Origin of the sequence: Amycolatopsis sp. YIM 10 (genome assembly GCF_009429145.1) — a bacterium.
Classification (GTDB): Bacteria; Actinomycetota; Actinomycetes; order Mycobacteriales; family Pseudonocardiaceae; genus Amycolatopsis.
In genome coordinates, this window is sequence record NZ_CP045480.1 from 5,059,813 (window position 1) to 5,085,258 (window position 25,446).

Genomic DNA, 25,446 nt, shown 5'->3' on the forward strand with positions numbered 1-25,446 from the left:
AGCCGCGCGCGGACCCCGTTCCCGTCAGCGAGCGTGCCACCGATCTCCCGGCCGTTTCAGATCGGCGGACCGCTAACCGGGGAGCCGCCGGCCGTCAAATGTCCACAGTGGACCTCAGTGGACTTCGGCGGGCGGCTCCCGGCCAGCGGGGTCAGCGGGGTCAGATGAGGCCGAGCTTCTTGACCGCGTCCCGCTCCTCGATCAGCTCCTGCACCGAGGCGTCGATGCGCCCGCGCGAAAACTCGTCGATCTCCAGGCCCTGGACGATCTCGTACTTGCCGTCCTTCGCGGTGACCGGGAAGGAGGAGATGAGGCCCTCCGGCACGCCGTAGGAACCGTCGGAGACCACCGCGGCCGAGGTCCAGTCACCCTCCGGGGTGCCGTTGACCCAGGTGTGCACGTGGTCGATGGCGGCCGACGCGGCCGAAGCCGCCGAGGAGGCACCGCGGGCCTCGATGATGGCCGCGCCGCGCTTGGCGACGGTCGGGATGAACGTGTCGCTCAGCCACGCCTGGTCGTCGACCGCCTCGGCGGCGTTCTTGCCCGCCACCTCGGCGTGGAAGATGTCCGGGTACTGGGTGGCCGAGTGGTTGCCCCAGATGGCCAGCTTCTTGATCTCCGACACCGGCACGCCCAGCTTCTTCGACAGCTGCGCGAGCGCGCGGTTGTGGTCGAGGCGGGTCATCGCGGTGAACCGCTCGGCCGGGACGTCCGGCGCGTGCGCCTGGGCGATCAGCGCGTTGGTGTTGGCCGGGTTGCCGACCACCAGCACCTTGATGTCGTCGGCGGCACCGGCGTTGATCGCCTCGCCCTGCGGCTTGAAGATGCCGCCGTTGGCCTCGAGCAGGTCACCGCGCTCCATGCCCTTGGTGCGCGGGCGGGCGCCGACCAGCAGCGCCACGTTGGCGCCGGAGAAGGCCTGCTTGGCGTCGTCGAAGATGTCCGTGCCGGCCAGCAGCGGGAAGGCGCCGTCCTCGAGTTCCAGCGCGGTGCCCTCGGCCGCCTTCACCGCCTGCGGGATCTCCAGCAGCCGCAGTCGCACCGGGGTGTCCGGGCCGAGCAGCTGACCGGACGCGATGCGGAACAGCAGCGCGTAACCGATCTGGCCGGCCGCGCCGGTGACGGTGACGTTGACAGGGGCTTGGGTCATCACGATTCTCCTGCAGACAGCGTTGGCTCATGGCTTTGTGCGAGCGATGTTATCCCTCTCCGTAACCGGCGTCGGGGTGCGTCTTGTCACGCCGCACGCCGAACGCGTTCCCGAGCGCCACCAACTCGGCGTCGAGCTGGTCCAGACTGGACAGCAGCGACCGCCGGGTGGCGTCCCCGGCGCACTCGCCGGGCGGCAGGCCGGTCTCGCGGTCGAGCCGCCGCCGGTCCGCGCCCGCGGGCTCCCGGACCACTTCGAGCAGGGTGTCCACCTTGCGCGTGATCCCGGCCAGCACCTCGGGGAGCCGCTCGTCACCGGCGAACATGCCCGGCTGGGCGCGGGCGGCGACGTGACGCGCCCGGAACGCGATGGACTCCAGCGTGCCCTGCACGTGCCAGCCGAGGTCGCGCCGCGCGGTGCTGACGTTCACCGGATGGGTGAGCGGCTCGATGGTGCGGCGCACCTGGTCGACGTCGCGGTCCAGGGCCCGGGACAGCTCGATGATGTTGACATTCTCACGTCCGGACAGCAGCTCGCCCGCGCGGTCGAGGAACGCACGGAGGTCCTCCAGCGTGGTGGCGACGTCGTCGAGCATCACCGACCGGGTGCGCACCGGCACGATCACCACCGCGGCGAGCATGCCCGCCGCCGCGCCGACCGCGGTCTCGGCGAGCCGGATCCACAGCACCTCGACGGTGAACGTGCCGAGCAGGCTGTAGAGCAGGCCGAGCATGGCGGTGATGAAGAAGGCCATGATCGTCTGCGACACGCGCGAGAAGTAGACCATGCCGAACACGCAGACCAGCAGCAGCGCGAGCGTCGCGGGCGAGTTCCCGACCACCAGCAGCGCGGCCAGCACACCGCCGAAGATGCCGACCAGCGTGCCGACGAGCCGCCGCATGCCCTTGACGAAGGTCGCGCCCGCGGTGGCGGAACCGAGGAACACCACAAAAACGGTGAGCACCGCCCAGTACCACCGCTGCGGGGACACCAGCTCACCGCCGAGCACGGCGAGCCCGCCGCCGACCACCGCCTGGATGGCGCCGCGGGTCTGGTTGTCGTAGGTGAAGACCGCCTTGCGCTCGGGTTCTTCGGCGGCTGACGCGTCTTCGGGTGGCAGTTCGTCGTTCTCGGCGACGCGCTGGGCGTTGACGTCGGCGATGGCCAGTTCGGCGATGGCGTGGCGCAGCTCGTCACCGGGCCTGGCGTGCTCGCCGATCCGGCTGCCCGCCACCAGCATCTGGCTGAACTCGGCGGAATCGCTGATCACCGGCAGCTCGCGCGGATCGCGGCCGATCAGCGTGCCGAACCGGCGCAGCGCGGCGACTAGGTCCGCCCTGGTTTCGGTGTCGAGGTCCTCGGTGGCGGTGCGGCGCAGGGTGATCACCAGCCATTCGACGGCCAGCTCCACCTCGATCGCCCGCCGCCGCAGCACGCCGACCGCGCGTTCGTCCACCACGTCCGGCGCGACGTCCTCGACCATCAGCACGCATTCGTGCATCCGGTTCGCCGCCGTGCGCAGCTGCTTGTCGTTGCGGCTGCCCGATTCCAGGTACGCGTGCGCGGCGCGGATCACCGCCGCCAGCCGTGCGCGGAAGGCCCGGCGGACCCGCAGCAGCTCCTTGGCCGGTCGGCGGGGGAACAGCACCAGCCGGACGAAGGAGTTCGCCAGGATCCCGGCGACCAGCGCGCCCAGCAGCGCGGGCACCTGGCCGAGGTGCGTCTGCAGGAACATGGCGAAGAAGAACAGGAAGAAGGTGGCCGAGCCGAGCGCGATGCCGCGCGCACCCCACCGCTGCGCGTAGACGGCGACGAAGATCAGCAGCACGAAGATCACGCCGTCCAGCGGTGGCAGCGAGGCGCCGAGGCTGGCCAGGGTGAGCGAGGCGGCCCCCGCGAGGAACACCAGCAGCAGGGTGACGAGTTCCTTGCGCGTGGTGTCCTCGTGCACGGTGAACGCGCTGAGCATGGCGGCGATCGCGCCGACCATCACCACGGTCAGCGGCTGCCCGAACGGCAGCAGCACCAGCACGGCCAGCACGATGCCGAAGATCGCGGACAGGGCCAGGCGCAGCCTGCCGAAGCCGGGGTCGGACGCGACGAGCCGATCTCGTGCCGTCGAGGAAAACGCGGTGAGCGCCGCGAGCCTGCCGATCATGCGGTGGTGCTCCCGAGCAGCTCCCACTGGGCCAGGCTGATCCGCCGGTCGGTGCCCGCGGTGACACGGAGCCGGTAGTGGCGGCAGGCGGCCGGGGCGCTCAGCGAGAACGGCCGGGTCTGACGCCGCCAGCGGAACACCTGGCCGGTGCGCTCGTCCAGGATCCGCCACGATTCGCCGTCGTCGGAACCCTCCAGCACCCACGCGGACGGGTCGCCCTCACCGAGCGCGGAAGTCAGCGTGTACAGCAGAACGGGCTTCGGCTCACCGTCCACGGTGAACTCGACGGTGGGCGTGGCGGTGGCGAAGTTCACCTGGGTGCGGCTGGTGTTGTCGAACAGCTGTGAGACGTCGTTGTCGGCGCACCGGCCCCGGCCTGGCAGATCGGCGAGCGGCTCGGCGACCAGTTCGCCGGTGGTCATCGACGGCGGCAGATCGTCCTCGCCGGTGCCCCAGTCGCCGGGTTCCTCGGCGAGGTCGAAGTCGAGCACCGCGCCCTTGGCGAGCGTTTCGTGGGGGATGTGCGTCTTCGAGTACGGCTCGCCGTTGACCTTCAGCCCGCGCACGTACGCCGTCGACGCCGTGTTGCCGGGCGCGTTGATCACCAGCTTATCGCCGTTGTCCAGGTGCACGGTGGCCTTGGTGAACAGCGGCGCACCGAGCACATAGGACGGACTGCCCATGGCCAGCGGGTAGAAACCGAGCGCGGCGAACAGGTACCACGCCGACATCTCGCCGTTGTCCTCGTCGCCGGGGTAACCCTGGCCGATCTCGCTGCCCAGGTAACAGCGCAGCAGCACCTCGCGCACCACGGCCTGTGCCTTGGCCGGGGCGCCGGCGTGCAGGTACATCCACGGGATGTGGTGCGAGGGCTGGTTGGAATGCCCGTACTGGCCGAGCCGGATGTCTCTGGCTTCGGTCATCTCGTGGATGATGCCGCCGTACGAGCCGGGTTTGAGACCGGTCTCCGGAGTGGCGAAGAAGGTGTCCAAAGTGGATTCGAGCTTCTTGCGGCCGCCGAACAGGCTGGCCAGCCCGTTGCCGTCGTGCGGCACGGTGAAGGCCATGTTCCAGCCGTTGGTCTCGGTGTAGTCGAAGCCCCAGACCGCCGGATCGTACTGCTCGGGACTCCAGCGCCAGCCACCGGCGGAGTCGCGGCCCTGGAAGAACCCGATGCGCTTGTCGAAGTGGTGGACGTAGTGCAGCGCGCGGCTGGTGAAGTAACGCAGGTTGTCCAGGTATTCGGCGCGCCGCGGATCGTCCTCGTCGGCGGCTTCGTACAGCGCGCGCGACAGGTTCGCGATGCCGAAGTCGTTGACACAGCCCTCCAGCGCCCACGACAGACCCTCCGGTGTGGACACCGGCGTGTAGCCGAGGAAGATCGACTCGTCCAGGCCCTTGCGGCCGACGCTCTTGGTCGGTGGGGTGACGGTGGCGTTCTTCAGCGCGGCGTCGTAGGCCGACTGGATGTCGAAGTTGCGCACGCCCTTGAGATAGGCGTCGGCGAAGGCGACGTCGGAACTGGTGCCGGTCATCAGGTTCGCGTAGCCGGGGGAGGACCAGCGGGAGATCCAGCCGCCTTCGCGGTACTGCTGGACGAAACCCTCGGCGAGCTGCCCGCAGCGCTCCGGGCTGAACAGCGCGTACGCGGGCCAGGTGGTGCGGTAGGTGTCCCAGAAGCCGTTGTTCACCACCATCGGCCCGTCGAGCACCTTGGCGCCGGTACGCCGCCCGGTGCTCAGCCGGGTGGTGCGGACCACCGGGCTCGCGTGCCGGTAGACCGGGGACGTGGCGGTGCCGGTGTTCTCGTGCGCGGAGTTCGGGTACAGGTAGAGCCGGTACAGGTTCGAGTAGAACGTGGTGAGCTGGTCCTCGCTGGCACCCTCGATCTCGATGCGGCCGAGTACCTTGCGCCACTCCTCGCGCGCGTGGTCGCGCACGGCCTCGAAGCTGGTGCCGTCGGGGACCTCCAGCTCCAGGTTGTGCTGCGCCTGCCGCAGACTGATCAGCGAGGTGGCGATCCGCAGGCTGACCGACTCCTGCTCACCGACCTCGAAGCTCAGGTGACCGGTGACCGTGCGCCAGAGCGGGTTGCGCACCTTCTTCGCCGCGGTCACCGGACGGTCGACCTTGCCGTAGACGTACATCCGGCGCGCGCCCACCGAAAGCCTGCTGCGGACCCAGGTGTGGCCGGTGACCGTGCCGTTCGACCGGAGGTGGAGCCCGCCGCGGTTGGCGGCGTTGTCGAAGATCAGGTGCGCCTTCCCGGCGGGAAAGGTGAACCGCAGCATCGCGGCGTGGTCGGCGGGCGCGATCTCGCCGGTGATGCCGTTGTCGAAGCGCACCCGGTAGTGGAACGGCCGGTCCAGCTCGTTCGCGTGGTCGAAGGCCAGTGCCCTGGCCTGCCGGTCCACCGTCAGCTCGCCGATGCGTGGCATCACCTGGAAGGTGTGGCGGTCGCCCATCCACGGGCTCGGCTGGTGGCTCAGCCCGAACGCCTCCAGCGCCGGGCGGTTCGCGCCGTTGTTGCGCCGGTGGTACTCGTACACCCAGGTGGTCGAACCGGCGTCGGTCACCGGGGTCCAGAAGTTGAAGCCGTGGGGGAGCGCGGTGGCCGGGATGTTGTTGCCGCGTGAGCGGTTGTTCGCCGAATGCGTGCCGCGCGTGGTGCGCACGCGGTCCACCGGTTCGAGGCCGGTGGCGGGCTCGCGCTCGGTGATGCGCACGTCGTCGAGCCAGCCGGAGACCTCTTCGCCGCCGTCGGGGAGTTCGGTGGTGAGCAGGATCGCCTTGGCGCGCTTGCCCGCGGCCGCGGCCAGTGAGCAGCGGACGAGGTTCCACTGGTCCAGGTACAGCTTCTTGGCCAGGCCCTGCGCCTTGGCGGTGACCTCGAACCCGTGCTGGTCGCGCAGGTGCAGCGAGGCGAGCGTGGTGCCGTCGTCGAACTCGATGTCGATGGCGACGAAGGTGGCGCGCCACTTCGGATCCGCCTCGGGGAACACCACATAGGACAGTTCGCTGCGCTCGGTGATGGCCAGGTCCGTGCGGAACAGCCCGGTGCGCGCCTGCCCGGCCACCCCGGTGCGGTAGTTGAGCGCGGCCAGTCCGCTGAAGCCGGCGCCCGGCTTCGCCGCGGGTGCGTTCGCCGGACCCGCCCCGACGTGCACGCGGAGCCGGTCGCCGCTGCCGGGCGCGGGGTCGCCGTGCTCGAAGGACGAGAAGAACTCGGTCGGCTGATCGGGCATGGCCACACGTTAACGGGCGGCGCCCGGGAACACCCGGACGCCGCCCGTGTCGTGCCGTGTCAGCCGATCAGAGCCCGGCGCACTGCCCGGCGACCGTTCCGCGCACGGAATTGACCAGCGTGTTGTTCACCGGCTGGGTGTTGCCGTCGCAGCTGACCGAGCCCTGCACGGTGTTCGCCGCGACCAGCACCGGCGACCCGGTGTTGCCGTTGAGCGCCACCGGCCCGTACACCGTGCTGTGCTCCAGCGCGACCGCGCCGGTGGACCCGGTGATCGAGATCGGGCCGGTCACCTTCGTCCCGAGGAACCGCACCGAACCGGCCTTGGCGGCCGAGATCGGCCCGCTGATCGAGCCACCGTCGACCACCAGCGAAGCGCCTTCGGCCACGGTCACCGGGCCACGGACGTTCGCCCCGTCCACGCAGGTCACGCCGCTGGTGACGGCCAGCGCGCCGTTGTGGTCCCCGGTGATCGTGGTGGTGCACACCGGATCGGGCTTGCCGAGCAGTTCCACCTCGGCCAACCCCGCCGGACCACCTTCGGTCGCGGTGATCTCCAGCCGGTAGTGGGTGTAGTGGCCCGGTTTGGCCGCCTTGAACGCTCGCGTGTGCTGGCGCCATTTGAACGACTGGTCCTCGCGCTCGTCCACCACGGCCCAGGTCTGACCGTCGTAGGAGCCCTTGAGCACCCAGCTCTTCGGGTCGCCGGCACCCTTCGTCGAGGTCAGCGTGTAGAAGCTCGCCGCCTCGTTGTCCGAGTTCAGCTGGTACCGCACCCACGAGCCGGGCTTCGACTCGGAGCCGGAGGTGTTGTCGAACAACGTGTTCACGTCGCCCGACTCGGCGGTCGCGGTGCCCTTGCCCGGACCGGTCAGGTCGTGCAGCGGGCTGGCCACCGCGCTGCCGCCGGTGATCGACTCCGGTGCGTCACCGGCGCCGGTGCCCCACGCCGAAGGCTGCGGGCCCATGGTGAAGTCCAGCGTGCCGCCGTTCGCGAGCAGGTCGTGCGGCAGGGACGTGGAGCTGTGGTCCTGCCCGTTGACCTTCAGACCCTGCACGTAGATGTTCTTCGCGTTGTTCTGCGGCGCGTTGATCACCAGCTTCTTGCCGTTCTCCAGGTTCACCGTGGCCTTGGTGAACAGCGGCGAGCCGATCGCGTAGTCCGCCTTGCCCATCTGCAGCGGGTAGAAGCCCAGCGCGCTGAAGATGTACCAGGCCGACATCTCGCCGTTGTCCTCGTCACCCGCGTATCCCTGGCCCAGCTCGCCGCCCAGGTACAGCCGCGAGAGCACCTCGCGCACCTTCTCCTGGGTCTTCGACGGCTGACCGGCGTAGTCGTACATGTAGGGAATGTGGTGCGAGGGCTGGTTCGAGTGCCCGTACTGGCCCATCCGCACGTCCCTGGCCTCGCGCATCTCGTGGATCACGCCGCCGTAGGAACCCGGGAAGGTGGCGGTCTCCGGAGTGGCCCAGAACTCGTCCAGCTTCTTGGCCAGGCCGTCCTTGCCGCCGTAGAGGTTGGCCAGGCCGTTGCCGTCGTGCGGCACGGTGAAGGCCATGTTCCAGCCGTTCGTCTCGGTGTAGTCGTGACCCCATTCGCGGGGTTCGTACTCGCTCGCCGGGACACGCCAGTCACCGGTCGGCGACTTGCCCTGGAAGAACCCGATGTTCGGGTCGAAGGTGTTCACGTAGTTCTGCGCGCGGTTGGTGAAGTACTCGTAGTTCTCCAGGTACTCCTGCTTGCGCGGATCGGTCGCGGCGGCCTCGTCGTAGAGCTGCTTCGACATGTTCGCGATGCCGAAGTCGTTGACGTAGCCCTCGATGCCCCACGACATGCCCTCGCCGGTCGCGGTCGAGGTGTAGCCGAGGAAGATCGACGTGTCGAGGCCCTTGCGCCCCACGCTCGCGTTCGGCGGGGTCACGCTGGCGTTCTTCAGCGCGGCGTCATAGGCCGACTGCACGTCGAAGTTCTTCACGCCCTTGAGGTAGGCGTCGGCGAAGGCCACGTCGGAACTGGTGCCGGTCATCAGGTTCGCGTAACCGGGGGAGGACCAGCGCGAGATCCAGCCGCCGTCGCGGTACTGCTGGGTGAACCCGTCGACCATCTTCCCGGCCATCGTCGGCGTGAGCAGCGCGTACGCGGGCCAGGTGGTGCGGTAGGTGTCCCAGAAGCCGTTGTTGACGAAGATCTCGCCGTCGACCAGCTTCGAGCCGGTGTGCGTCGGCGTGTCCGGGCCGGTCTTGTCCGCCACCGGGCTGGCGTACTGGATCTTCGGCTGTTCCTTGGTGCCGACGTTCTCGTAGCCCGAGTTCGGGTAGAGGAACAGGCGGTACAGGTTCGAGTAGAGCGTCTGCAGCTGATCGGCGCTGGCGCCCTCGACCTGGATCACGTTCAGCTTCTCGTCCCAGGCCGCCTGTGCCGCGTCGCGCACCGACTCCAGCGTGGCGCCGGTGGCGATCTCCTGGCCCAAGTTCTTCTTCGCCTGGTCGACGCTGATCAGCGAGGTGGCGATGCGCATCTGCACGGTGTTGGAGCCACCGGTGTCGAAGCGCAGGTAACCGCGGACGTTGTCGCGGCCCTCACCGGGCAGCTTGTCGCCCGCGGTGACCGGCTTGTCGAACTCGGCGTAGACGAACAGACGTCCCGCGCCCGCCGACAGCCCACTCTTGACGTCGGAGAACCCGCTGAGCGTGCCCGCCGCCTTGTCCAGGGTCAGTCCGCCGTTGTTGTTCACGTTGTCGAAGATCAGATTCGCGTCGGCGCCGGGAAAGGTGAACCGGAACAGCGCCGCGTGATCGGTGGGCGCCAGCTCGGTCTTGATGCCGTTTTCGAACCGGACGCCGTAGTAGTGCGCCTTGGCTTCCTCGTTCTCGTGCTTGAAGGCCAGCTCGCGGGCGTCGCGGTTGGCGTCGGGCACACCGGTGGCGATCGAGGGCTGGACCTGGAAGGTCTGCCGGTCACCCATCCACGGGCTCGGCTCGTGGCTCACGCTGAACGCCTGCGCGGTCGGCAGGTTCTGCGCGTTGTTGGCCTCGTGGTAGCGGTAGAGCCAGCTGGTGGAACCGGCGTCGGTCACCGGGGTCCAGAAGTTGAAGCCGTGCGGTACCGCGGTGGCCGGGAAGTTGTTGCCACGCGAGAAGGTCGAGTTCGCGTGCGTGCCGCGGGTGGTCAGCACGTGGTCGCTCGGCCGGGCGTTCGCCGGGGGAGCGGGCGTGCCCGCGCCGAGCCGGACGTCGTCGATCCAGCCCTGAAGCGGGGCGGGCCCGGCCGGATTGTCGTAGCCGACCAGGATCCGGTCGATCACCTTGCCCTTGGCCACCGTGCCGATCGAGGAGCGCACGGAGTTCCACTGGTTGATCGACAGCGACCTCGCCGCGCCCTGACCGACGGGGGAGAGGGCGAAACCGTACTGGTCGGCGGCACCCAGCTCGCTCAGGTAGCTGCCGTCGGTGAAGGCCAGGTCCACCGCGACGTTCGTGCTGGGGTACTTGAGGTCGTCACCGGAGAACTCCGGGAACACCTTGTACGACAGCTCGGTGGCGTCGCCGACGGGCAGGTCGACGTCGAAGATCTTGTTGTACGAGTAACCGTGGCCCTCGACGGTGTGCGTGCCGGAATAGCGGAACGCGCGGGAGCCGGAGTAGCCGGCCCGCGACTTGTTCGTGTAACCGCCGGTCGGGCCACCGTCCGGGAAGCTGCGCATGTTGGGCAGCGGCGGCGGGGCCGGCTCGTCGTTGGCCAGCAGCAGCTCGGCCAGCTGGAGCAGTGGGCCGCCGTTGTTCTTGGTGATGTCGAGCCGGAAGTACTGGAAGGTGGCCGGGGCCGCCAGGCGGTAGTCCTTGGGCTGGAAGCGCGCGCTGAACTCCTGACCGGTCTGGGCGTCGAGATCGGTCCACGTGGTGCCGTCGGCCGAGCCCTGGAGTTTCCAGTCCCGCGGGTCGCGCTCGTCGAAGTCGTTCGCCGAGGTTAGGCCGTACCGGGTGATCGTCACCGGCTCGGTCAGCACGAACTGGGCCCACGCGGTGGGGTTCTTGGACAGCCACTTCGACTCGGGCTTGCCGTCGGCCAGGTTGGGCGCGATCTCGCCGCCCTCGGGGTTCTCGCTGCTGGCCGTGGCCTCGGTGAGCTTGCCGCGGACGTCGCCGGGGATGGCCGTGCCGTTGGCACCGTTGACGCCGTGGGCCTTGGGCTTGCCGTCGGGGCCGATGTCCACCGTGTCGGTCCAGTCGGGCGCGGGTTCGCCGGGCTCGAAGGAGGAGTAGAAATCGGGCGGGGGCGCGGGCGCGGCGAGTGCGGGGGAGGGCACCGCGGTCAGGCCAGCCGAGAGCACAACGGCGGACAGCAGCGCGCAGACCGGTGGTCGGACGCTTCGGGGCATCTTTGCTCCAGGTTCCGGGCGGGATCGCAGGGGAGGGCGCCGCCGGAACGGCGCCCCGTTAAGTAAGCGCGCTGTGACATCGTTGTCAAGACGGCTTTCGTTTCCCGTCCGAAACCAGACAATCGCGCCGCGTGTCCAGTCGGATGTATAATGCCCTATACGGCTCGGCTTTTGCGCGCAGTGGGTTCGACCGAGCGGGCCAAAACCCGCTGCGGACAGCGGGTCAGCAGTGGCTGAGGAAGTGGTCCAGCACCCGGGTGCCGAAGAGGAGGCCGTCCACCGGGACGCGTTCGTCGACGCCGTGGGCCATGGCCCGGTAGGGGAAGCCCTCCGGCAGCCACAGCGGGGCGAAGCCGTAGCAGTCGATGCCAAGCTTCGCGAACGCCTTGGCGTCGGTGCCGCCACCCATGCAGTACGGCACCACCACCGCGTCCGGGTCCTGCGCCCGCAGCGCGCCCGCCATCGCGTCGAACCACGGCGAGTCCACCGGTGCCTGCACCGGGCCCTGGTGCGCGACGAACTCCCTGGTCACGTCCGGGCCGAGCAGTTCGTCCACTGTGGCCAGCAGGTCGGCCTCGGTGCCGGGCAGGGTGCGGGTGTCCACCTGGGCCTGTGCCACGCTCGGGATCACGTTCACCTTGTAACCCGCGTCCAGCATGGTCGGCGTGGTGCTGTTGCGCACGGTCGACTCGACCAGCGCGGCCGCCGGGCCGAGCCGCGCGAGTGTGCCGTCCACATCGGACATGTCGACCTCGGCGTCGAGCGCCTTGCCGGTCTGCTCGATGAACGCCCGCACCGCCGGGGTCAGGTGCACCGGCCATTCGTGCGTGGCGATCCGGTTCAGCGCGCCGACGAGCCGGACCACCGCGTTCTCGTGGTTGCGGCGGGAACCGTGGCCAGCCCGGCCGCGGGCGGTCAGCCGCAGGTGCGCGGTGCCGCGCTCGGCCGCGCCGACCGGGTAGATCCGCACGATCCGGCCGTCGGCGGCGGGCACGTGGTAGGTGTAGCCGCCGGACTCGCTGATCGCCGCCGCGCAACCGTCGAAAAGGGACGGATGGTGCTCGACGAGCCAGTGCGCGCCGTACTCGCCGCGGTCCTCCTCGTCGGCGACGAAGGCGAGCACGATGTCGCGGCGCGGCCGCCTGCCCTCGCGCGCGAAGCCGTCCACAACGGACAGCACCATCGCGCAGAAGTCCTTCATGTCGGTGGCGCCACGGCCCCAGAGGAACCCGTCGCGCACCTCGCCGGAGAACGGCGGCACCGACCAGTCGGCGGCGTCGGCGGGCACCACGTCGAGATGGCCCTGCACCAGCAACGGCGGCAGGGTGGGGTCGCCGCCCGCGACGCGGGCGACCACATTGGCGCGTCCCGGCGCCGATTCGTAGATGTCCGGGCTCAGCCCGGCGTCGGTGAGCAGGCCCGCCACGTACTCGGCGGCGGCCCGTTCCCCCTCGGAATCCCCGTTCCCGCGGTTCGTCGTGTCGAACCGCACGAGGTCCGCGCAAACCGACACCGGGTCCAGCACGTCCGACTCAGCCATATTTCCCCTGCACCGCGCCCGCGGCGATCGCCGTGACCACCTTGAACGCCTTCATCGCTTCGGTCATGTTCGGCGCGTCGAAGCCCACCCTCCGCACGCTCACCTGGTCCACCGTAGGGATTACCGCGGTCGCCTGCGCGAGGTGGCTCGCGTCGAACTCCACCTCGATCCGGTGACTCCGCGGCGACGGCTCCCCGCGCCCGGCCCGCGCCATCGCGCGCCGCGCCGCTTCGGTCTGCATTTCAGCCGTGCGTGAAGGAGGCAGGCAAATCGCCGCGTACCGGCTGACGCATTCCTTCACCGCGACCAGTTCCGCGCCGGGCGCGTAGTCCGCGGCGTCCTCGCAGGTCTTGTCGTCCCCGGTGACCAGCAGGACCGGTACGCCGTACTCGGCGGCGAGCGCGGCGTTGAGCCTGCCCTCGCTGGCGTGCTTGCCGTCCAGCCACACCCCGGTGATCTGGTTCTCCAGGTACGTGTGGGAAAGCACGCCGTCGGCACCGGCGCCCGCGTGGTAGCCCAGGAAGACCACGCCGTCCACGTCACCGTCGATGCCCTGCATCATCGACAGCGGCTTGTGCCTGCCGGTGAGCATGCGGGCGCGGGGATCCAGTTCCTCCAGCAGGAGGTTGCGCTGGGACGAATGGGCTTCGTTCACCAGGAGGTCTTCGGCCCCGGCCCCGGCCAGCCCGGCCGCCACGGCGTTGACGTCACCGGTGAACAGCCTGCGGAATCGTTGCCACTGCTCGGTTCCGGGGACCACGTCGTCGGTCCAGGTGACCCCCGTGGCACCCTCCATATCGGCCGAGATCATGATCCGCATGGGGTTCAACCTAGTGGTCGCCGCAAGTGACGTTTGTCATCACCCCGCCCGGTTGGGTAACGGGTTGGCATGAACGACCGGCAATCGTTGACTTCGGGTGGCGGTGAATGGTTACTTTTCGGCTTTCGGGGACGGGGCTGGAACGATTGGGGATCGCGAGAATGCGTGCAGTGAGAACTACCTGGCGGCGGCGTGCGGCCGCGCTGGGCGCCACCGCGCTGGTGGCCGGGCCGGTGCTGGCCGTGGGGCCGGCCCAGGCGCAGCAGCCGACCGTGCTGCGGGTGGCTTTGGTCCAGTCCATCGACCACCTGAACCCGTTCACCGCGAGCTTCGCCTCCACCGCGATGATCGGCCGGATCTCCTGGGAGTTCCTCACCCTGGCCTCGGCCGAGGACAACCTGCCCACGGCCGGGCTGGCGGAGCAGTGGTCCCCGTCGCCGGACGGGCTGACCTGGACGTTCAAGATCCGCGACACGAAGTGGTCCGACGGCACGCCGCTGACCGCGCGTGACGCCGCCTTCACCTTCAACCGGATGATGTCCGATCCGGCCGCGCGCGAGGCCAACGGCACCTTCGTCGAGCAGTTCCAGAGCGTGACCGCGACCGACGACCGCACGCTGACCGTCACGCTGAAGAAGCCGCAGGCCTCGATGACCGCGCTCGACGTGCCGATCGTGCCCGAGCACATCTGGTCGAGCGTGACCGACATGGCCTCGCCGGAGACCGACACCGTGGCCAAGGTCGGCGTGGGCTCCGGGCCGTTCACCATCACCGAGTACCAGACCAACCAGCTGGTCAAGATGAAAGCGAACCCGCACTACTGGCGGGGCGCGCCGAAGGTGGACGAGCTGCAGTTCGTCAAGTTCGACAACGCCGACGCCGCGGTCAACGCGCTGAACAACGGCGAGGTGGACCTGATCAACCGGCTCACCGCGACCCAGTTCGACTCGCTCAACGGCAAGCCGGGCATCACCACGAACAAGGCGGTCGGCCGCCGCTACGACGAGCTGCTGATGAACCCGGGGGCGCAGAACTTCGACCGCCAGCCGATCGGCGACGGGCACCCGGCGCTCAAGGACGTGCGGGTGCGCAAGGCGATCGCCCGCGCGATCGACCCGGCCACCATCATCGACAAGGTGCTCGGCGGTTACGGCGAGGCGCCGGGCGGCATCGTGCCGCCGATGTTCAAGACCTACCACTACGCGCCGGGCCCGGCCGAGAAGTACACCTTCGACCTGGCGGCCGCGAACGCCGCGCTGGACCAGGCCGGCTATCCGAAGGGGCCGGACGGGATCCGCGTCGGCCCGGACGGGCGCAAGCTGGAGTTCCGCTTCACCGGGCACGCCACCCGCGACTACGACCAGCGCGTGGTCAAGTACGTCTCGGGCTGGCTCGGTGAGATCGGTATCAAGGTGATCGAGAAGCTGGTCTCGGACAACGAGGTCGACGAGTCCACGTCGGCGGGTAACTACGACCTGGCCCTCTCGGGCTGGGGCACCAACCCGGACCCGGACTACATCCTGGCGAAGCAGACCTGCTCGGTCCTGCCCGCCACGGCCGGTAGCACCAGCAGCAACGCGTTCTTCTGCGACGCCGAGTACGACCGGCTCTACGCCCTCCAGGCCGCGGAGCCCGACATCGCCAAGCGCGCCGAGTACGCGAAGCAGGCCCAGGCCCGCTACTACGACCAGGTGCCGAGCCTGGTGCTCGACTACAAGAGCGCGCTGGAGGCTTACCGCTCGGACAAGTTCTCGTCGCTGACCAAGCAGCCCGTCGCCGACGGCGCGCTGATGGAGCAGAGCGGGTACTGGAGCTTCTACGGTGCCGTGCCCGCCGGTGAGGACGCGGCCGCGGCCGGTGACTCGGGTGGCCTGCCGACCGGGGCGTGGATCGCCATCGGTGCCGGTGCGGTGCTCGTGGTCGTGCTGGTCGGGGTGATGGTGTCGCGTCGCGGCAAGTCCGCCGGTTCCGACGACGACAAGGAATAGGGAGTAAGAGGCGTTGACCGAAGCGGTCTCGACAGCCCCGGGTACCGAGTTGCCCGACCCGGACGAACGACGCGGGGGTACCGGGACCCTTCGGTTTCTCGCCGGGAAGATCGGCGCCGGGCTGGTCAGCCTGCTGCTGGTGGTGGTGCTGGGGTTCCTGCTGTTCCGGATGATCCCCGGCGATCCGGTGACCACGATGACCAGGGACCGGCCCACCAGCCCGCAGCAGCTGGCCGAGTTGCGCGCCCGGCTCGGCGTGGACAAGCCGATGCTGCAGCAGTTCCTCGACTACTTCGGCGGACTGCTGCGCGGTGACCTCGGCACCTCCTACATCTACAACCGGTCGGTGGCGGCGATGATCGGCGAGCGGGTGTGGCCGACCATCCTGCTCGTCGGCACCGCCACCGTGCTGGCGGTCGCGCTGGGCCTGTGGCTCGGGGTGCGCGCGGCGTGGAAGCGCGGCAGCGGGTTCGACAAGGTCCAGACCGGCGTGGCGCTGACGCTGTGGTCGGTGCCGCAGTTCTGGCTGGGCCTGATGCTGCTGATCGCCACCCAGGGACTGTTCCCGAGCCGGGGCATGACCTCGCCGGACACGCCGCCTGGCTTCTTCCCCGAACTGCTGGACGTGGCACACCACCTGGTGCTGCCGTGCGTCACCCTGCTCGCGGTGATCTACGCGCAGTACATGCTGGTGATGCGGTCGTCGCTGCTGGAGGAGATGAACGCGGACTACCTGACCACGGCCCGCGCGAAGGGGCTGCGCGACGATCTGGTGCGGCGGCGGCACGCCGTGCCGAACGCGCTGCTGCCCACGGTGACCCTGGTGTTCCTGCAGTTCGGCCTGGTGGTGTCGGGCACGGTCACGGTCGAGGCCGTGTTCTCGTGGCCGGGGCTCGGGCTGCTCACGTTCGAAGCGCTGCGCGGGCCGGACCTGCCGCTGCTGCAAGGAGTGTTCTTGATTCTGGCCGGTTCGGTGGTCGTGATGAACCTGTTCGCCGAAGTGCTCTACCGGGTGCTCGACCCGCGGGTGCGTGCCTCATGAGCGAAACCACCACGCAGTCGGCGAGGGCGATCGCCTGGCACCGCCGGTTCACCGCGGCCGGGAACGTGTGGAAGGAGTTCGCCAAGAACCGGGGCGGGCTGATCGGGCTGGGCCTGCTGGTGGTGATCGTGGTGCTGGCCGTGCTGGCGCCGGTGATCACCGATCCGGCCGGGCTGGACGTGACCAAGGCGCCGGGCAGGCCGTTGCAGCCGCCGACCGGGGAGTACCTGCTCGGTACCGACGTGGACGGGCGTTCGGTGCTGCTGCTGACCTTCTGGGGTGCGCGGGTTTCGCTGCTGGTCGGGCTGGCGGCGACCGTGCTGTCGGTGCTGATCGGCACGATCGTGGGCATCGCGGCCGGGCACTTCGGCCGGTGGGTGGCGCGGATCCTGTTGCCGTTCACCGACTTCTTCCTGGTGCTGCCCTCGCTGGTGCTGGCGATCGCGTTGTCCAGCGTGCTGCCGAGGGGCATTCCGACGATCATCGTCGCGGTCGGGGTCACCTCGTGGCCGACCACCGCGCGCCTGGTGCGCGCGCAGACGCTGACCGTGGAGAGCCGCCCGTACATCGAGCGGTCGAAGGCGCTGGGCGGCGGGCACCTGCACGTGATCGGCAAGCACGTGCTGCCCGCGGTGATGCCGCTGGTGCTGGCGAACACCACGCTGGTGGTCGGCGGCTCGATCATCGCCGAGTCCACGCTGTCCTTCCTCGGCCTCGGTGACCCGAACAACGTCTCGTGGGGCTCGATGCTGCAGACCGCGCTCAGCTCGGGCGCGGTCAGCGGCGGTGCCTGGTGGTACCTGCTGCCGCCGGGCCTGGCCATCGTGGCGATCGTGCTGTGCTTCACGCTGGTCGGCCGGGCGCTGGAAACCGTGCTCAACCCGCGGCTCAGGGGGGATCGATGAGCGCGTTGCTGGAAATCAGGAACCTGAACGTCACCTATCCGGCGGCCGGGGAGGACGTGCGCGCGGTGCGTGACGTCAGCCTGCGGCTGGAGCCGGGCGACACGGTCGGCGTGGCGGGGGAGTCCGGTTCGGGCAAGTCGACGGTGGCGATGAGCGTGCTCCGGCTGCTGCCGAAGTCCGCGAAGATCACCGGCGAGATCCTGCTCGACGGTGAGGACGTCACCACGATGAAGTGGGGGCGGCTGCGCGCGGTGCGCTGGTCGTCGGCCTCGATCGTGTTCCAGGGCGCGATGCACGCGCTGAACCCGGTGCGGCGCATCGGGGAGCAGATCGCCGAGCCGATCCGGCTGCACCCGCCGGAGGGCAGGGCGCAGAGCGACGCGGCGGTGCGCGAGCGGGTCGAGGAACTGCTGACCCAGGTGGACCTGCCGGTCAGCCGGGCCGGTGCCTATCCGCACGAGCTCTCGGGCGGGCAGAAGCAGCGGGTGATGATCGCGATGGCGCTGGCCTGCCGGCCGCGGCTGATCATCGCCGACGAGCCGACCACCGCGCTGGACGTGATCGTCCAGGCGCAGGTGCTCGAACTGCTCAGCGGGCTGGTGGCCGAGCAGGGCATCGGGCTGATCATGATCAGCCACGACCTGTCGGTGCTGGCGGCGACCTGCGCGCGGATCGCGGTGATGTACGACGGCGAGATCGTCGAGGAGGGCGCGGGCAAGCAGGTGATGGCCGCGCCGAAGCACGCGCACACCCGGGCGCTGGCCGCGGCGTTCCCCACGGTCGGTGACCCGGTGTCGCGGTTCGCCCCGGCCACCGCGACCGAACTGCCGCCGGAGCCGGAGACCGCGGTGGACACGGGGGAGGGGCCGCTGCTGGCGGCCAGGGACCTGCACGTGCGCTTCCGCGATCGCAAGGGCAAGGCGATCGACGCGGTCAAGGGCGTGGACATCGAAGTCCGCCGCAACGAGATCATCGCGCTGGTCGGGCAGTCCGGTTCGGGCAAGACCACGCTGGCGCGCACGCTGATGGGCCTGCAGAAGCCGACTTCGGGACAGGTGCTGTTCGAAGGCGAGCCGGTGCCGATGACCAGCGCCGGGCTCAAGGCGTACCGGCGGCAGGTGCAGCTGGTACTGCAGGACCCGACGAGTGCGCTGAATCCGAGGCACAGCGTGTACGAGGCCGTCGCGGAGGGACCGCGGATCCACGGTCTCGCCCAGGACGAGCGCGAGATCGTCAGGAAAGCGCTGGAGGCCGCCGAACTGCGGCCGGCGGAACGGTACCTGGAGCGGCTGCCGCACGAGCTGTCCGGCGGCCAGCGGCAGCGGGTGGTGATCGCCGGGGCGCTCGCGCTCGAGCCCAAGGTGGTGGTCGCCGACGAGCCGGTGGCCTCGCTCGACGCGTCGGTGCGCGGCGAGATCCTCGCGCTGCTGCTGCGTTTGCGGCGGGAACTGGGGCTGGCCGGGCTGGTCATCACGCATGATCTGGGGCTGGCGTGGAACATCGCCGACCGCGTGGCGGTGATGTACCGCGGGGAGCTGGTCGAGGTCGGCACCGTGGAGGAGGTCCTGCTCTCGCCGCGGCACGAGTACACGAAGTCGTTGCTGGCCGCACTTCCGGGTGGAACGGTGACTCCGGAAGGTGCTGGCGCGGGGCAGGCGGGAGAGCGCGGTGTGTAATCTCCTGTGGTGAAATGGCCACCACCACTGACCCTGCACCCGAGGCGGGCACGCTGACCGTCGTTCCTTCGCGCTTCCCGTACCGCACGATCGCGATGGGCACGATCGGTTCGACCCTGCTCATGCTCGCGGCGCTCGGCGCGGGCGGGATCCTGATCAGGGACCCGGTGCTGGGTCACGGTCCGCTGTCGTTCATCCGCTACGGTCACGGCAAGGCGCTGGCGACCGCGCTGCTCTACTTCGGCTTCGGCCTGGTGGTGTGGGCGTGGGTGCGGCTGGGCCGGTACGTGCTCGACGGCCGGGTCGGCGCGAAGCCGGTGGTGATCGCGGCGGCCTGCTGGATGGGCCCGCTGCTGGTGTCGCCGCCGCTGTTCACCCGTGACGTGTTCTCCTACCTCGGGCAGGGCGCGCAGCTGCTCTACGGCATGGACCCGTACGCCACCGGCCCGGCCGAGCTGAACGTGCTGCCGGACGTGGTGCTCAACGTGCACCAGCTGTGGCAGACCACGCCGGCGCCGTACGGCCCGCTGTTCCTGCTGGTGTCGAAGTGGGTGGTCGGGCTCACCGGCAACAACATGATCCTCGGCGTGATCCTCACCCGCCTGGTGATCATGATCGGCCTGGCCGGGATGCTGTGGTCGCTGCCGAGGCTGGTCAAGCACCTCGGCGGGAAGCTGCCGGTGACGCTGTGGCTGGCGGTGGCCAGCCCGATGACGGTGATCCACCTGGTCGGCGGGCCGCACAACGACCTGCTGATGCTGGGTTTCCTGACCACCGGTGTGCTGGCCATGCTGGAACGCCGCCCGGTGCTGTCGGTGGTGTTGGTGACCATCGGCATGCTGATCAAGCCGACCGCGGCGGTGGCGCTGCCGTTCCTGGTCTGGATGTGGGCGGCGCAGCTGCCCAGCGGTGGCAAGGTGAAGCGGTTCTTCCGCGCGGTGCTCCCGGCGCTCGGTGTGTTCGTGCCGGTTTTTGTGGTGGGAACGTGGGTTTCGCTCGGTTCGATGAACATCGGCTGGTTCACCGGGATGAGCGCGCCGCAGCTGATCGCGAACTGGCTGAACTTCCCGACCGGCATCGGCGAGATCTTCTACAACATGGCGCACATCATGGTCGACGTGCCGCCGTCCCCGTTCGTCACGGTGTTCCGGACGATGGCGTGGGTGGTACTGGCCGCGTTCGTGGGGCGGCAGTGGTGGCTGGCCCGCGACGGCGGCAACCAGGCCGTGCTGCGGGCCGCGGCCGCGCTGCTGGCCGTGGCGATCCTCGCGCCGCCGACCCTGCCGTGGTACCTGACCTGGGGTTTTGTCCTGGCGTCGAGCTTCCCGTGGGAGCGCAGGCACCTGGCGTGGGTGGTCGGCGTGTCGGTGTTCCTGGTGCTGGTCTACTACCCGACAGGGGAGCAGGCGCTCTACGACTGGTGGTTCATCGGGGGAGTGCTGGCGGTGAGCGTGTACGCGGGGGCGTCGTTGCTCAAGCCCGACCCGCTGGGGCTGATCGCGGCCTGGCGGAAACCGGAGTTCCTGGACCGCTGATCCGGCGGTGACCGAGTGTGGTCGTTCTCGATGTATTCGAGTGTATAACGACCTATACGGCACCGCTTTGGGTAAAATTCTCACCTATCGTTGAAAAAGACCAGCTCAGACAAAGGACCAGCCCGTCCAGTGGCCGATCACGGTCCGCACGATCGGGCCTTCCGGGGGAGCGTCCCGGTATTGCGGGTACTTCGCGCGCAGGGCGGCGATGGCTTCGGGGTGTTCGTCGAGGACGGTGGCCCGGCCGTCGGCGCGCACCCACCAGAGCTGGTTCCAGTCGTCGGCGTACCGGTCGGCCAGGAAGCTGACCGCCGGGTTCGCCGCGATGTGCCGCAGGCGGGCCAGGTCGCGGGTGCGCTTGGGCTTGTGGTCGATGGCGAAGCAGATCTCCGCGCCGAGCACGGCGAAGGTCACCGGCACCAGGTGCGGGGCGCCGGCTTCGGTGACGGTGCCCAGCGTGGCCACGCGCTCGCCGGTGAACCGGCTGCGGCAGTCCTCAGTGGACAGGCGCATCGTCGGTCCGTTCCGGCAGCGGCAGCGGCAGCGCGGGCAGCCCGTCGATGCTGGCGACGTTGGTCTCCTTGCCCGCGCAGTAGGCGGCGAACTCGCCGTCGGTCTTGCGGCCGAAGTACTCGGCGTGCAGGCTCCGCTCTTCGCGGTAGTCCATGAAGGGCACGGCGAATCCGCAGCTGTCGCTGATCAGCTCGGCGCGCACCACGATCACCGCGCGCAGGCCGGGCCCGTCGGCGTCGCCGAACCGTCGCACCAGCTCCGCCCAGCGCGGGTCGTCGCGGAAGACCGGTTCGCCGCGGCCGTGCACGCGCAGCACCTTGGGCGGTCCGGTGAAGGCGCACCACATCAGCGTGATGCGGCCGTTCTCGCGCAGGTGCGCGATCGTCTCGGCGTGGCTGCCGCCGAAGTCGAGGTAGGCGACGGTCAGTTCGTCGAGCACAACGAACGTGCCGGCGCGGCCCTTGGGGGACAGGTTGACGTGGCCGTCGCCGCTCAGAGGCGCGCTCGCCACGAAGAAGACCGGCTGCGCGTCGATGAAGGCGCGGAGGCGGTCGTCGATGCGCTGGTAAGTCTTGCCCATGCCGCCGAGTATGCCGATAGGGTCCCGTGCATGGTCAGCGTGGCGTGGCTGCTCGATTCGGATCCGGCGTTGCGCTGGCAGGTCGAACGGGACATCGTGGGCGAACCGCCCGAGGTGTGGGAAGCGACGCGGGCGAAGATCGCGACCGAGGGCTTCGGCGCTCGCCTGCTGGCGCACCAGGATCCCGACGGCCTCTGGGCGGGCGGCGCCTACTTCCCCGCTGGTTATGACCCGGCGCGGGAACCGGACCAGCCGTGGACGGCGACGACGTGGTCGCTGACCACGTTGCGGGAGTGGGGTATGGACTCGGCGGTCCTGCGTGAGCGGTGTACCGCGGAGTTGCTCGCGGAGAACGCCCGCTGGGAGTACGACGACCTGCCGTACTGGGACGGTGAAGTCGACTGCTGCATCAACTCGTGGACGGTGGCGAACGGGTTGTGGCTCGGTGCCGAGATCAGCGGGATCGTGGACTGGTTCGTCGAGCACCAGCTGTCCGATGGTGGCTGGAACTGCGAGTGGGTCGAGGGGTCGAAGCGGTCGTCTGTCCATTCGACGCTGAACTCGCTCAAGGGCCTGCTCGCGCACGAGGTCGCGACCGGTGGCACGGAGGCCTCGCGGGCCGCGCGCCGGGCGGGTGAGGAGTACCTGCTGGAGCGGGGTCTGTTCCGGCGGCTGTCCACGGGAGAGCCGATCGCGCCGTGGCTGGGCCGGTTCGCTTACCCGTTCAGGTGGTTCTACGACGTGCTGAACGCGGCGGAGTACTTCCGGGAGGCGTCCGCGCACGACGGGTCGGCGCCGGATCCGCGCATGGCCGAGGCGATCGGGATGATCCGGGATGCCAGGCAGCCGGACGGTACGTGGGTGCAGTCCGCGCGGCACCCCGGCCGGGTGTGGTTCGCGGTGGATGTGCCTGCCGGGGAACCGTCGAAGTGGCTGACGCTGTCCGGGACGAGGGTGCTGTCCTGGTGGGATGCCGCCTAAACAGGCTCGGACAGGGCGGGTTCGAGCGCGGTGAGCGTGCCTGCGTCGGCGTCGAGCCGGGCGGGGACGCCGAACGGCACGGTGGGTGAGTCCGGGACGTGGCCGATCCCGGCTTCCCAGAGCACGGGCACGCCGAGCGGGCCGAGTCGGTCGAGCATGAGCGCCTTGACGTCCTCGGGTGGTCCGCAGTCCTTCCAGGACCCGAGCACGATGCCGTGGACGCCGTCGAACCAGCCCGATCGCAGGAGCTGGGTGAGGATGCGGTCGAGCCGGTAGGTGCTTTCGGTGATGTCTTCGAGCAGGGCGATCGCGCCGGTGGCCTGGCGGTGTTCGGGGGCGCCGATGCTGGACACCAGCAGGCTGGCGTTTCCGCCGATGAGCACGCCGTCGGCGCGGCCGGGTACCAGTGCTTCGGCGCCGGGCCGGGCGAGGTCGAGTGCGGTTCCGGGGTGGAAGAGACAGCGGTGGAGGTGGTCGGCGGCGGCCGGGGTGAGCAGGGTGCTGCCGACCATGGGGGCGAACAGGGTTGTCTGTCCCAGGTGGACACCGACGGCTTCGTGGAGTGCGGTGATGTCGCTGGATCCGGTGAGGATCTTGGGTTCGGCTTGGCGCAGGGCGGGCCAGTCGATGAGGTCGAGGATGCGCATGCTGCCGTAGCCGCCGCGGGCGGCGAAGACGGCGCGGATCTCGGGGTCGAGCCAGGCTTGGGTGAAGTCGGCGGCGCGTTCGGCGTCGGGTGCGGAGAGGTAGGGCACGGACGGGTGCACGCCGCGGGCGTGTGGTCCCTCGTGTACTTCGAGTCCCCAGGATTTGAGGGTGCGGTGTGCGGTGTCGAGCAGTTCGTCGGGGACGGGCCCGGCGGGGCTGACGAGGGCGACGTGGTCGCCGGGGCGGAGTCGGGGCGGGTGGATCACGGGCGGAGGTCCACCGGGGTGATGCCGGGGGTGTCGAAGCCGAAGACCTGGCCGTAGAAGGCGAGTTCGGCTTCGAGTGCGGCGATGATGGTCTCGGCCTTGCGGAAGCCGTGTTGTTCGCCGTCGAAGGTGAGGTAGGCGTGCGGGACTTCGGTGCCGTTGAGGGAGGCGACGAAGCGGTCGGCTTGTTCGGGTGGGCAGATCTGGTCGTCGAGGCCCTGGAGGAAGAGCAGCGGTCCGGCCAGGGTGCCGGTGTTGTTGATGGGTGAGCGGTCGCGGTAGCGGTCGGCGGTTTCGGGCAGTGGGCCGATGAGCCCGTCGAGGTAGTGGGATTCGAAGTCGTGGGTTTCGCCGCCGGCGGCGGTCCAGCGGTGCAGGTCGAGGATGGGGTATTTGACGGTGGCGGCGCGGAAGGCGCGTTCGGTGGTCATGGTGACCGCGGAGGTGTAACCACCGGCGCTGCCGCCGCGGATGGCGAGGCGGTCGGGGTCGGCGGCGCCTTCGGTGACGAGCTGGCGGGCGACGGCGACGCAGTCGGCGACGTCGACCACGCCCCACTGTTCGCGGAGTCGTTCGCGGAAGCGCCTGCCGTAGCCGGTGGAGCCGCCGTAGTTGACCGCGACCACGCCGATGCCGCGGCTGGTGAAGTAGCTGAAGTCGAGGTCGAGCACGGGGTAGTTGCGGCCGGTGGGGCCGCCGTGGACGTGCACGAGGTAGGGCGGGAGCTGGTCGTCGGGGCCGGTGAAGTCGGCGTTGGCGGGTGGGTAGATGTAGGCGGGGATGGGTTCGCCGTCGGCGGCGGTGAAGACGCGTTCTTCGGGGGTGGGCAGGTAACGCGGGTCGGGGAGGCGGTCGGCGAGGGCTTCGCCGGTGGTGATTTCGGTGAGGGTGCCGGTGGTGAGGTCGGCGTGCCGGACGGCGGTTTCCTGGCGGGGTCCGGCGGCGAGGCCGGCGATGCCGTTGCCGTAGGGGGCGATGCCGGCGGCCCAGGTGGTTTCGTGGTCGATGGTGGTGACCTGTGCGGTGTGCTCGTCGAGTACGGCGAGGCGGCCGGAGTTGAGCACGGCGTGCTTGCCGTCGCCGAGTGGGGTGAACCAGGTGAGGCCGAGTTTCCAGAGCGCGCCGCCGAGTTCTTCGGTGACCGGGGCGAGGTTGCGGGCGGTGCCGTCGAGGCCGATGCGGTGGAGGTTCCACCAGCCGTCGGGGTCGAGCAGGGCGAGGATGCTGTCGGGGGTTTCCCATTCGAGCTGGCAGACGGCGGTGCCGGGGCCGCCGGCGAGTACGCGGTGGGGGCCGAAGGTGCCGTCGGGGGCGACCGGGGCGACGCAGAGTTCGGTGGTGTCCCATGGCATGTCGGGGTGGTTCCAGCCGAGCCAGGCGGCGTGGGTGTGGTCGGGGGAGAGCTGGGGTGCGGTGAGGAAGTGGTGGGTGGTGGTGAGTTCGCGGTCGCCGTCGCCGGTGAGGGGGATGGCGACGAGGGCGCGGGTGATGTCGGTGCGGCGTGGGCCGGTGCTGGTTTCGCGGACGGCCCAGATTTCGCCGGGGCGGCCGGGGCGCAGGTCGCTGTAGCGGACGCCTTGGGGGACTTGGGGTTCGGCGGTGAGTGCGGTGACTTCGCCGGTGGCCGGGTCGCGGAGGTGGACGCGCTGGTCGTCCCAGTGGGTGAAGGCGATCTTGCCGTCGATGGCGAGCCAGGGCCTGCCGCCGTATTCGTGGACGCGGTTGCGGGCGTTCCAGGGTGCGGGGAGCAGTTCTTCGACGGTGCCGTCGTGGCCGGCCTTGACCAGTGCGACGCGCCCGCGTTCGCTGGGCCTGGCTTCGGCCCACCAGACTTCGCCGTCGATGACGTCGAGCCACTGGGGCGTGTTCCCGGCGGCGGCGACGTCCGCGGCGGTGATGGGAGAGGTCCAGGCTCCGTAAGGCGCGATCTCGGGCATCGCGCGAGTTTAGTCACTCTTTCGAGCGCTCCGCGATCTTGTGGTGAACGGTTTTCGGTTGCTCTGGGGGAAAGGTCGGATTTG

Annotated in this window: 16 protein-coding genes; 6 read left to right on the forward strand and 10 right to left on the reverse strand. The window is 69.8% G+C overall.

Annotated elements, in window-relative coordinates; all coding sequences use genetic code 11:
• Positions 1-160 precede the first annotated feature (160 nt).
• From YIM_RS24125 to YIM_RS24150, 6 genes are all read right to left on the reverse strand, one after another.
• Positions 161-1,150 carry a malate dehydrogenase gene (locus YIM_RS24125; protein ID WP_153032505.1) on the reverse strand — a complete coding sequence of 330 codons (990 nt, stop codon included), beginning with the start codon at positions 1,148-1,150 and terminating at the stop codon, positions 161-163.
• Between the two features lie 49 nt (positions 1,151-1,199).
• Positions 1,200-3,308, reverse strand: coding sequence for an FUSC family protein (locus YIM_RS24130; protein WP_153037207.1), 2,109 nt, complete (start codon positions 3,306-3,308; stop codon positions 1,200-1,202).
• A complete protein-coding gene (locus YIM_RS24135; RefSeq protein WP_153032506.1) occupies positions 3,305-6,553 on the reverse strand; it encodes a GH92 family glycosyl hydrolase in 3,249 nt (1,082 codons plus the stop codon). The genes YIM_RS24130 and YIM_RS24135 overlap by 4 nt, the downstream gene beginning before the upstream one ends.
• A gap of 67 nt (positions 6,554-6,620) precedes the next feature.
• Positions 6,621-10,931, reverse strand: a complete 4,311-nt coding sequence (locus YIM_RS24140; protein WP_153032507.1) for a GH92 family glycosyl hydrolase — start codon at positions 10,929-10,931, stop codon at positions 6,621-6,623.
• Positions 10,932-11,154: 223 nt separating this feature from the next.
• On the reverse strand, positions 11,155-12,471 hold the full coding sequence (locus YIM_RS24145; RefSeq protein WP_153032508.1) for a M20/M25/M40 family metallo-hydrolase: 1,317 nt from the start codon (positions 12,469-12,471) through the stop codon (positions 11,155-11,157).
• A complete protein-coding gene (locus YIM_RS24150; protein ID WP_153032509.1) occupies positions 12,464-13,291 on the reverse strand; it encodes a M55 family metallopeptidase in 828 nt (275 codons plus the stop codon). Before YIM_RS24150 ends, YIM_RS24145 begins: the two co-directional genes overlap by 8 nt.
• 161 nt (positions 13,292-13,452) lie before the next feature.
• Between YIM_RS24150 and YIM_RS24155 the strand changes: the two genes are divergently transcribed.
• The 5 genes from YIM_RS24155 to mptB are packed head-to-tail and all read left to right on the forward strand — an operon-like array spanning position 13,453 to position 20,437.
• A complete protein-coding gene (locus YIM_RS24155) occupies positions 13,453-15,279 on the forward strand; it encodes an ABC transporter substrate-binding protein (protein WP_153032510.1) in 1,827 nt (608 codons plus the stop codon).
• A gap of 13 nt (positions 15,280-15,292) precedes the next feature.
• Positions 15,293-16,321, forward strand: coding sequence for an ABC transporter permease (locus YIM_RS24160; RefSeq protein WP_153032511.1), 1,029 nt, complete (start codon positions 15,293-15,295; stop codon positions 16,319-16,321).
• Positions 16,318-17,226, forward strand: coding sequence for an ABC transporter permease (locus tag YIM_RS24165; RefSeq protein ID WP_153032512.1), 909 nt, complete (start codon positions 16,318-16,320; stop codon positions 17,224-17,226). Before YIM_RS24160 ends, YIM_RS24165 begins: the two co-directional genes overlap by 4 nt.
• The gene (locus YIM_RS24170) at positions 17,223-18,902 is read left to right on the forward strand and encodes an ABC transporter ATP-binding protein (protein WP_153032513.1); all 1,680 of its coding nucleotides are present in this window, start codon (positions 17,223-17,225) and stop codon (positions 18,900-18,902) included. The genes YIM_RS24165 and YIM_RS24170 overlap by 4 nt, the downstream gene beginning before the upstream one ends.
• A 14-nt stretch (positions 18,903-18,916) precedes the next feature.
• The gene (gene mptB, locus YIM_RS24175) at positions 18,917-20,437 is read left to right on the forward strand and encodes a polyprenol phosphomannose-dependent alpha 1,6 mannosyltransferase MptB (protein WP_153032514.1); all 1,521 of its coding nucleotides are present in this window, start codon (positions 18,917-18,919) and stop codon (positions 20,435-20,437) included.
• Positions 20,438-20,542: 105 nt separating this feature from the next.
• On the opposite strand, the gene YIM_RS24180 is transcribed toward mptB, so the two are convergent.
• Together YIM_RS24180 and YIM_RS24185 are read right to left on the reverse strand one after the other, a co-directional pair.
• A complete protein-coding gene (locus YIM_RS24180) occupies positions 20,543-20,950 on the reverse strand; it encodes a TIGR03668 family PPOX class F420-dependent oxidoreductase (protein WP_153032515.1) in 408 nt (135 codons plus the stop codon).
• Complete coding sequence (locus tag YIM_RS24185) at positions 20,934-21,530, reverse strand: pyridoxamine 5'-phosphate oxidase family protein (RefSeq protein WP_153032516.1); 597 nt, start codon at positions 21,528-21,530, stop codon at positions 20,934-20,936. Before YIM_RS24185 ends, YIM_RS24180 begins: the two co-directional genes overlap by 17 nt.
• A gap of 30 nt (positions 21,531-21,560) precedes the next feature.
• On the opposite strand from YIM_RS24185, the gene YIM_RS24190 reads away from it, so the two are divergent.
• Positions 21,561-22,511 (forward strand): squalene cyclase, encoded by a 951-nt coding sequence (locus YIM_RS24190; RefSeq protein WP_153032517.1) that lies wholly within the window; start codon positions 21,561-21,563, stop codon positions 22,509-22,511.
• Here YIM_RS24190 and YIM_RS24195 read toward each other — a convergent pair.
• Entirely contained in the window at positions 22,508-23,422 is a 915-nt protein-coding gene (locus tag YIM_RS24195; protein ID WP_153037208.1) for an LD-carboxypeptidase, read from the reverse strand. The genes YIM_RS24190 and YIM_RS24195 overlap by 4 nt on opposite strands.
• On the reverse strand, positions 23,422-25,362 hold the full coding sequence (locus tag YIM_RS24200) for a S9 family peptidase (protein WP_153032518.1): 1,941 nt from the start codon (positions 25,360-25,362) through the stop codon (positions 23,422-23,424). Before YIM_RS24200 ends, YIM_RS24195 begins: the two co-directional genes overlap by 1 nt.
• Positions 25,363-25,446: the final 84 nt, after the last annotated feature.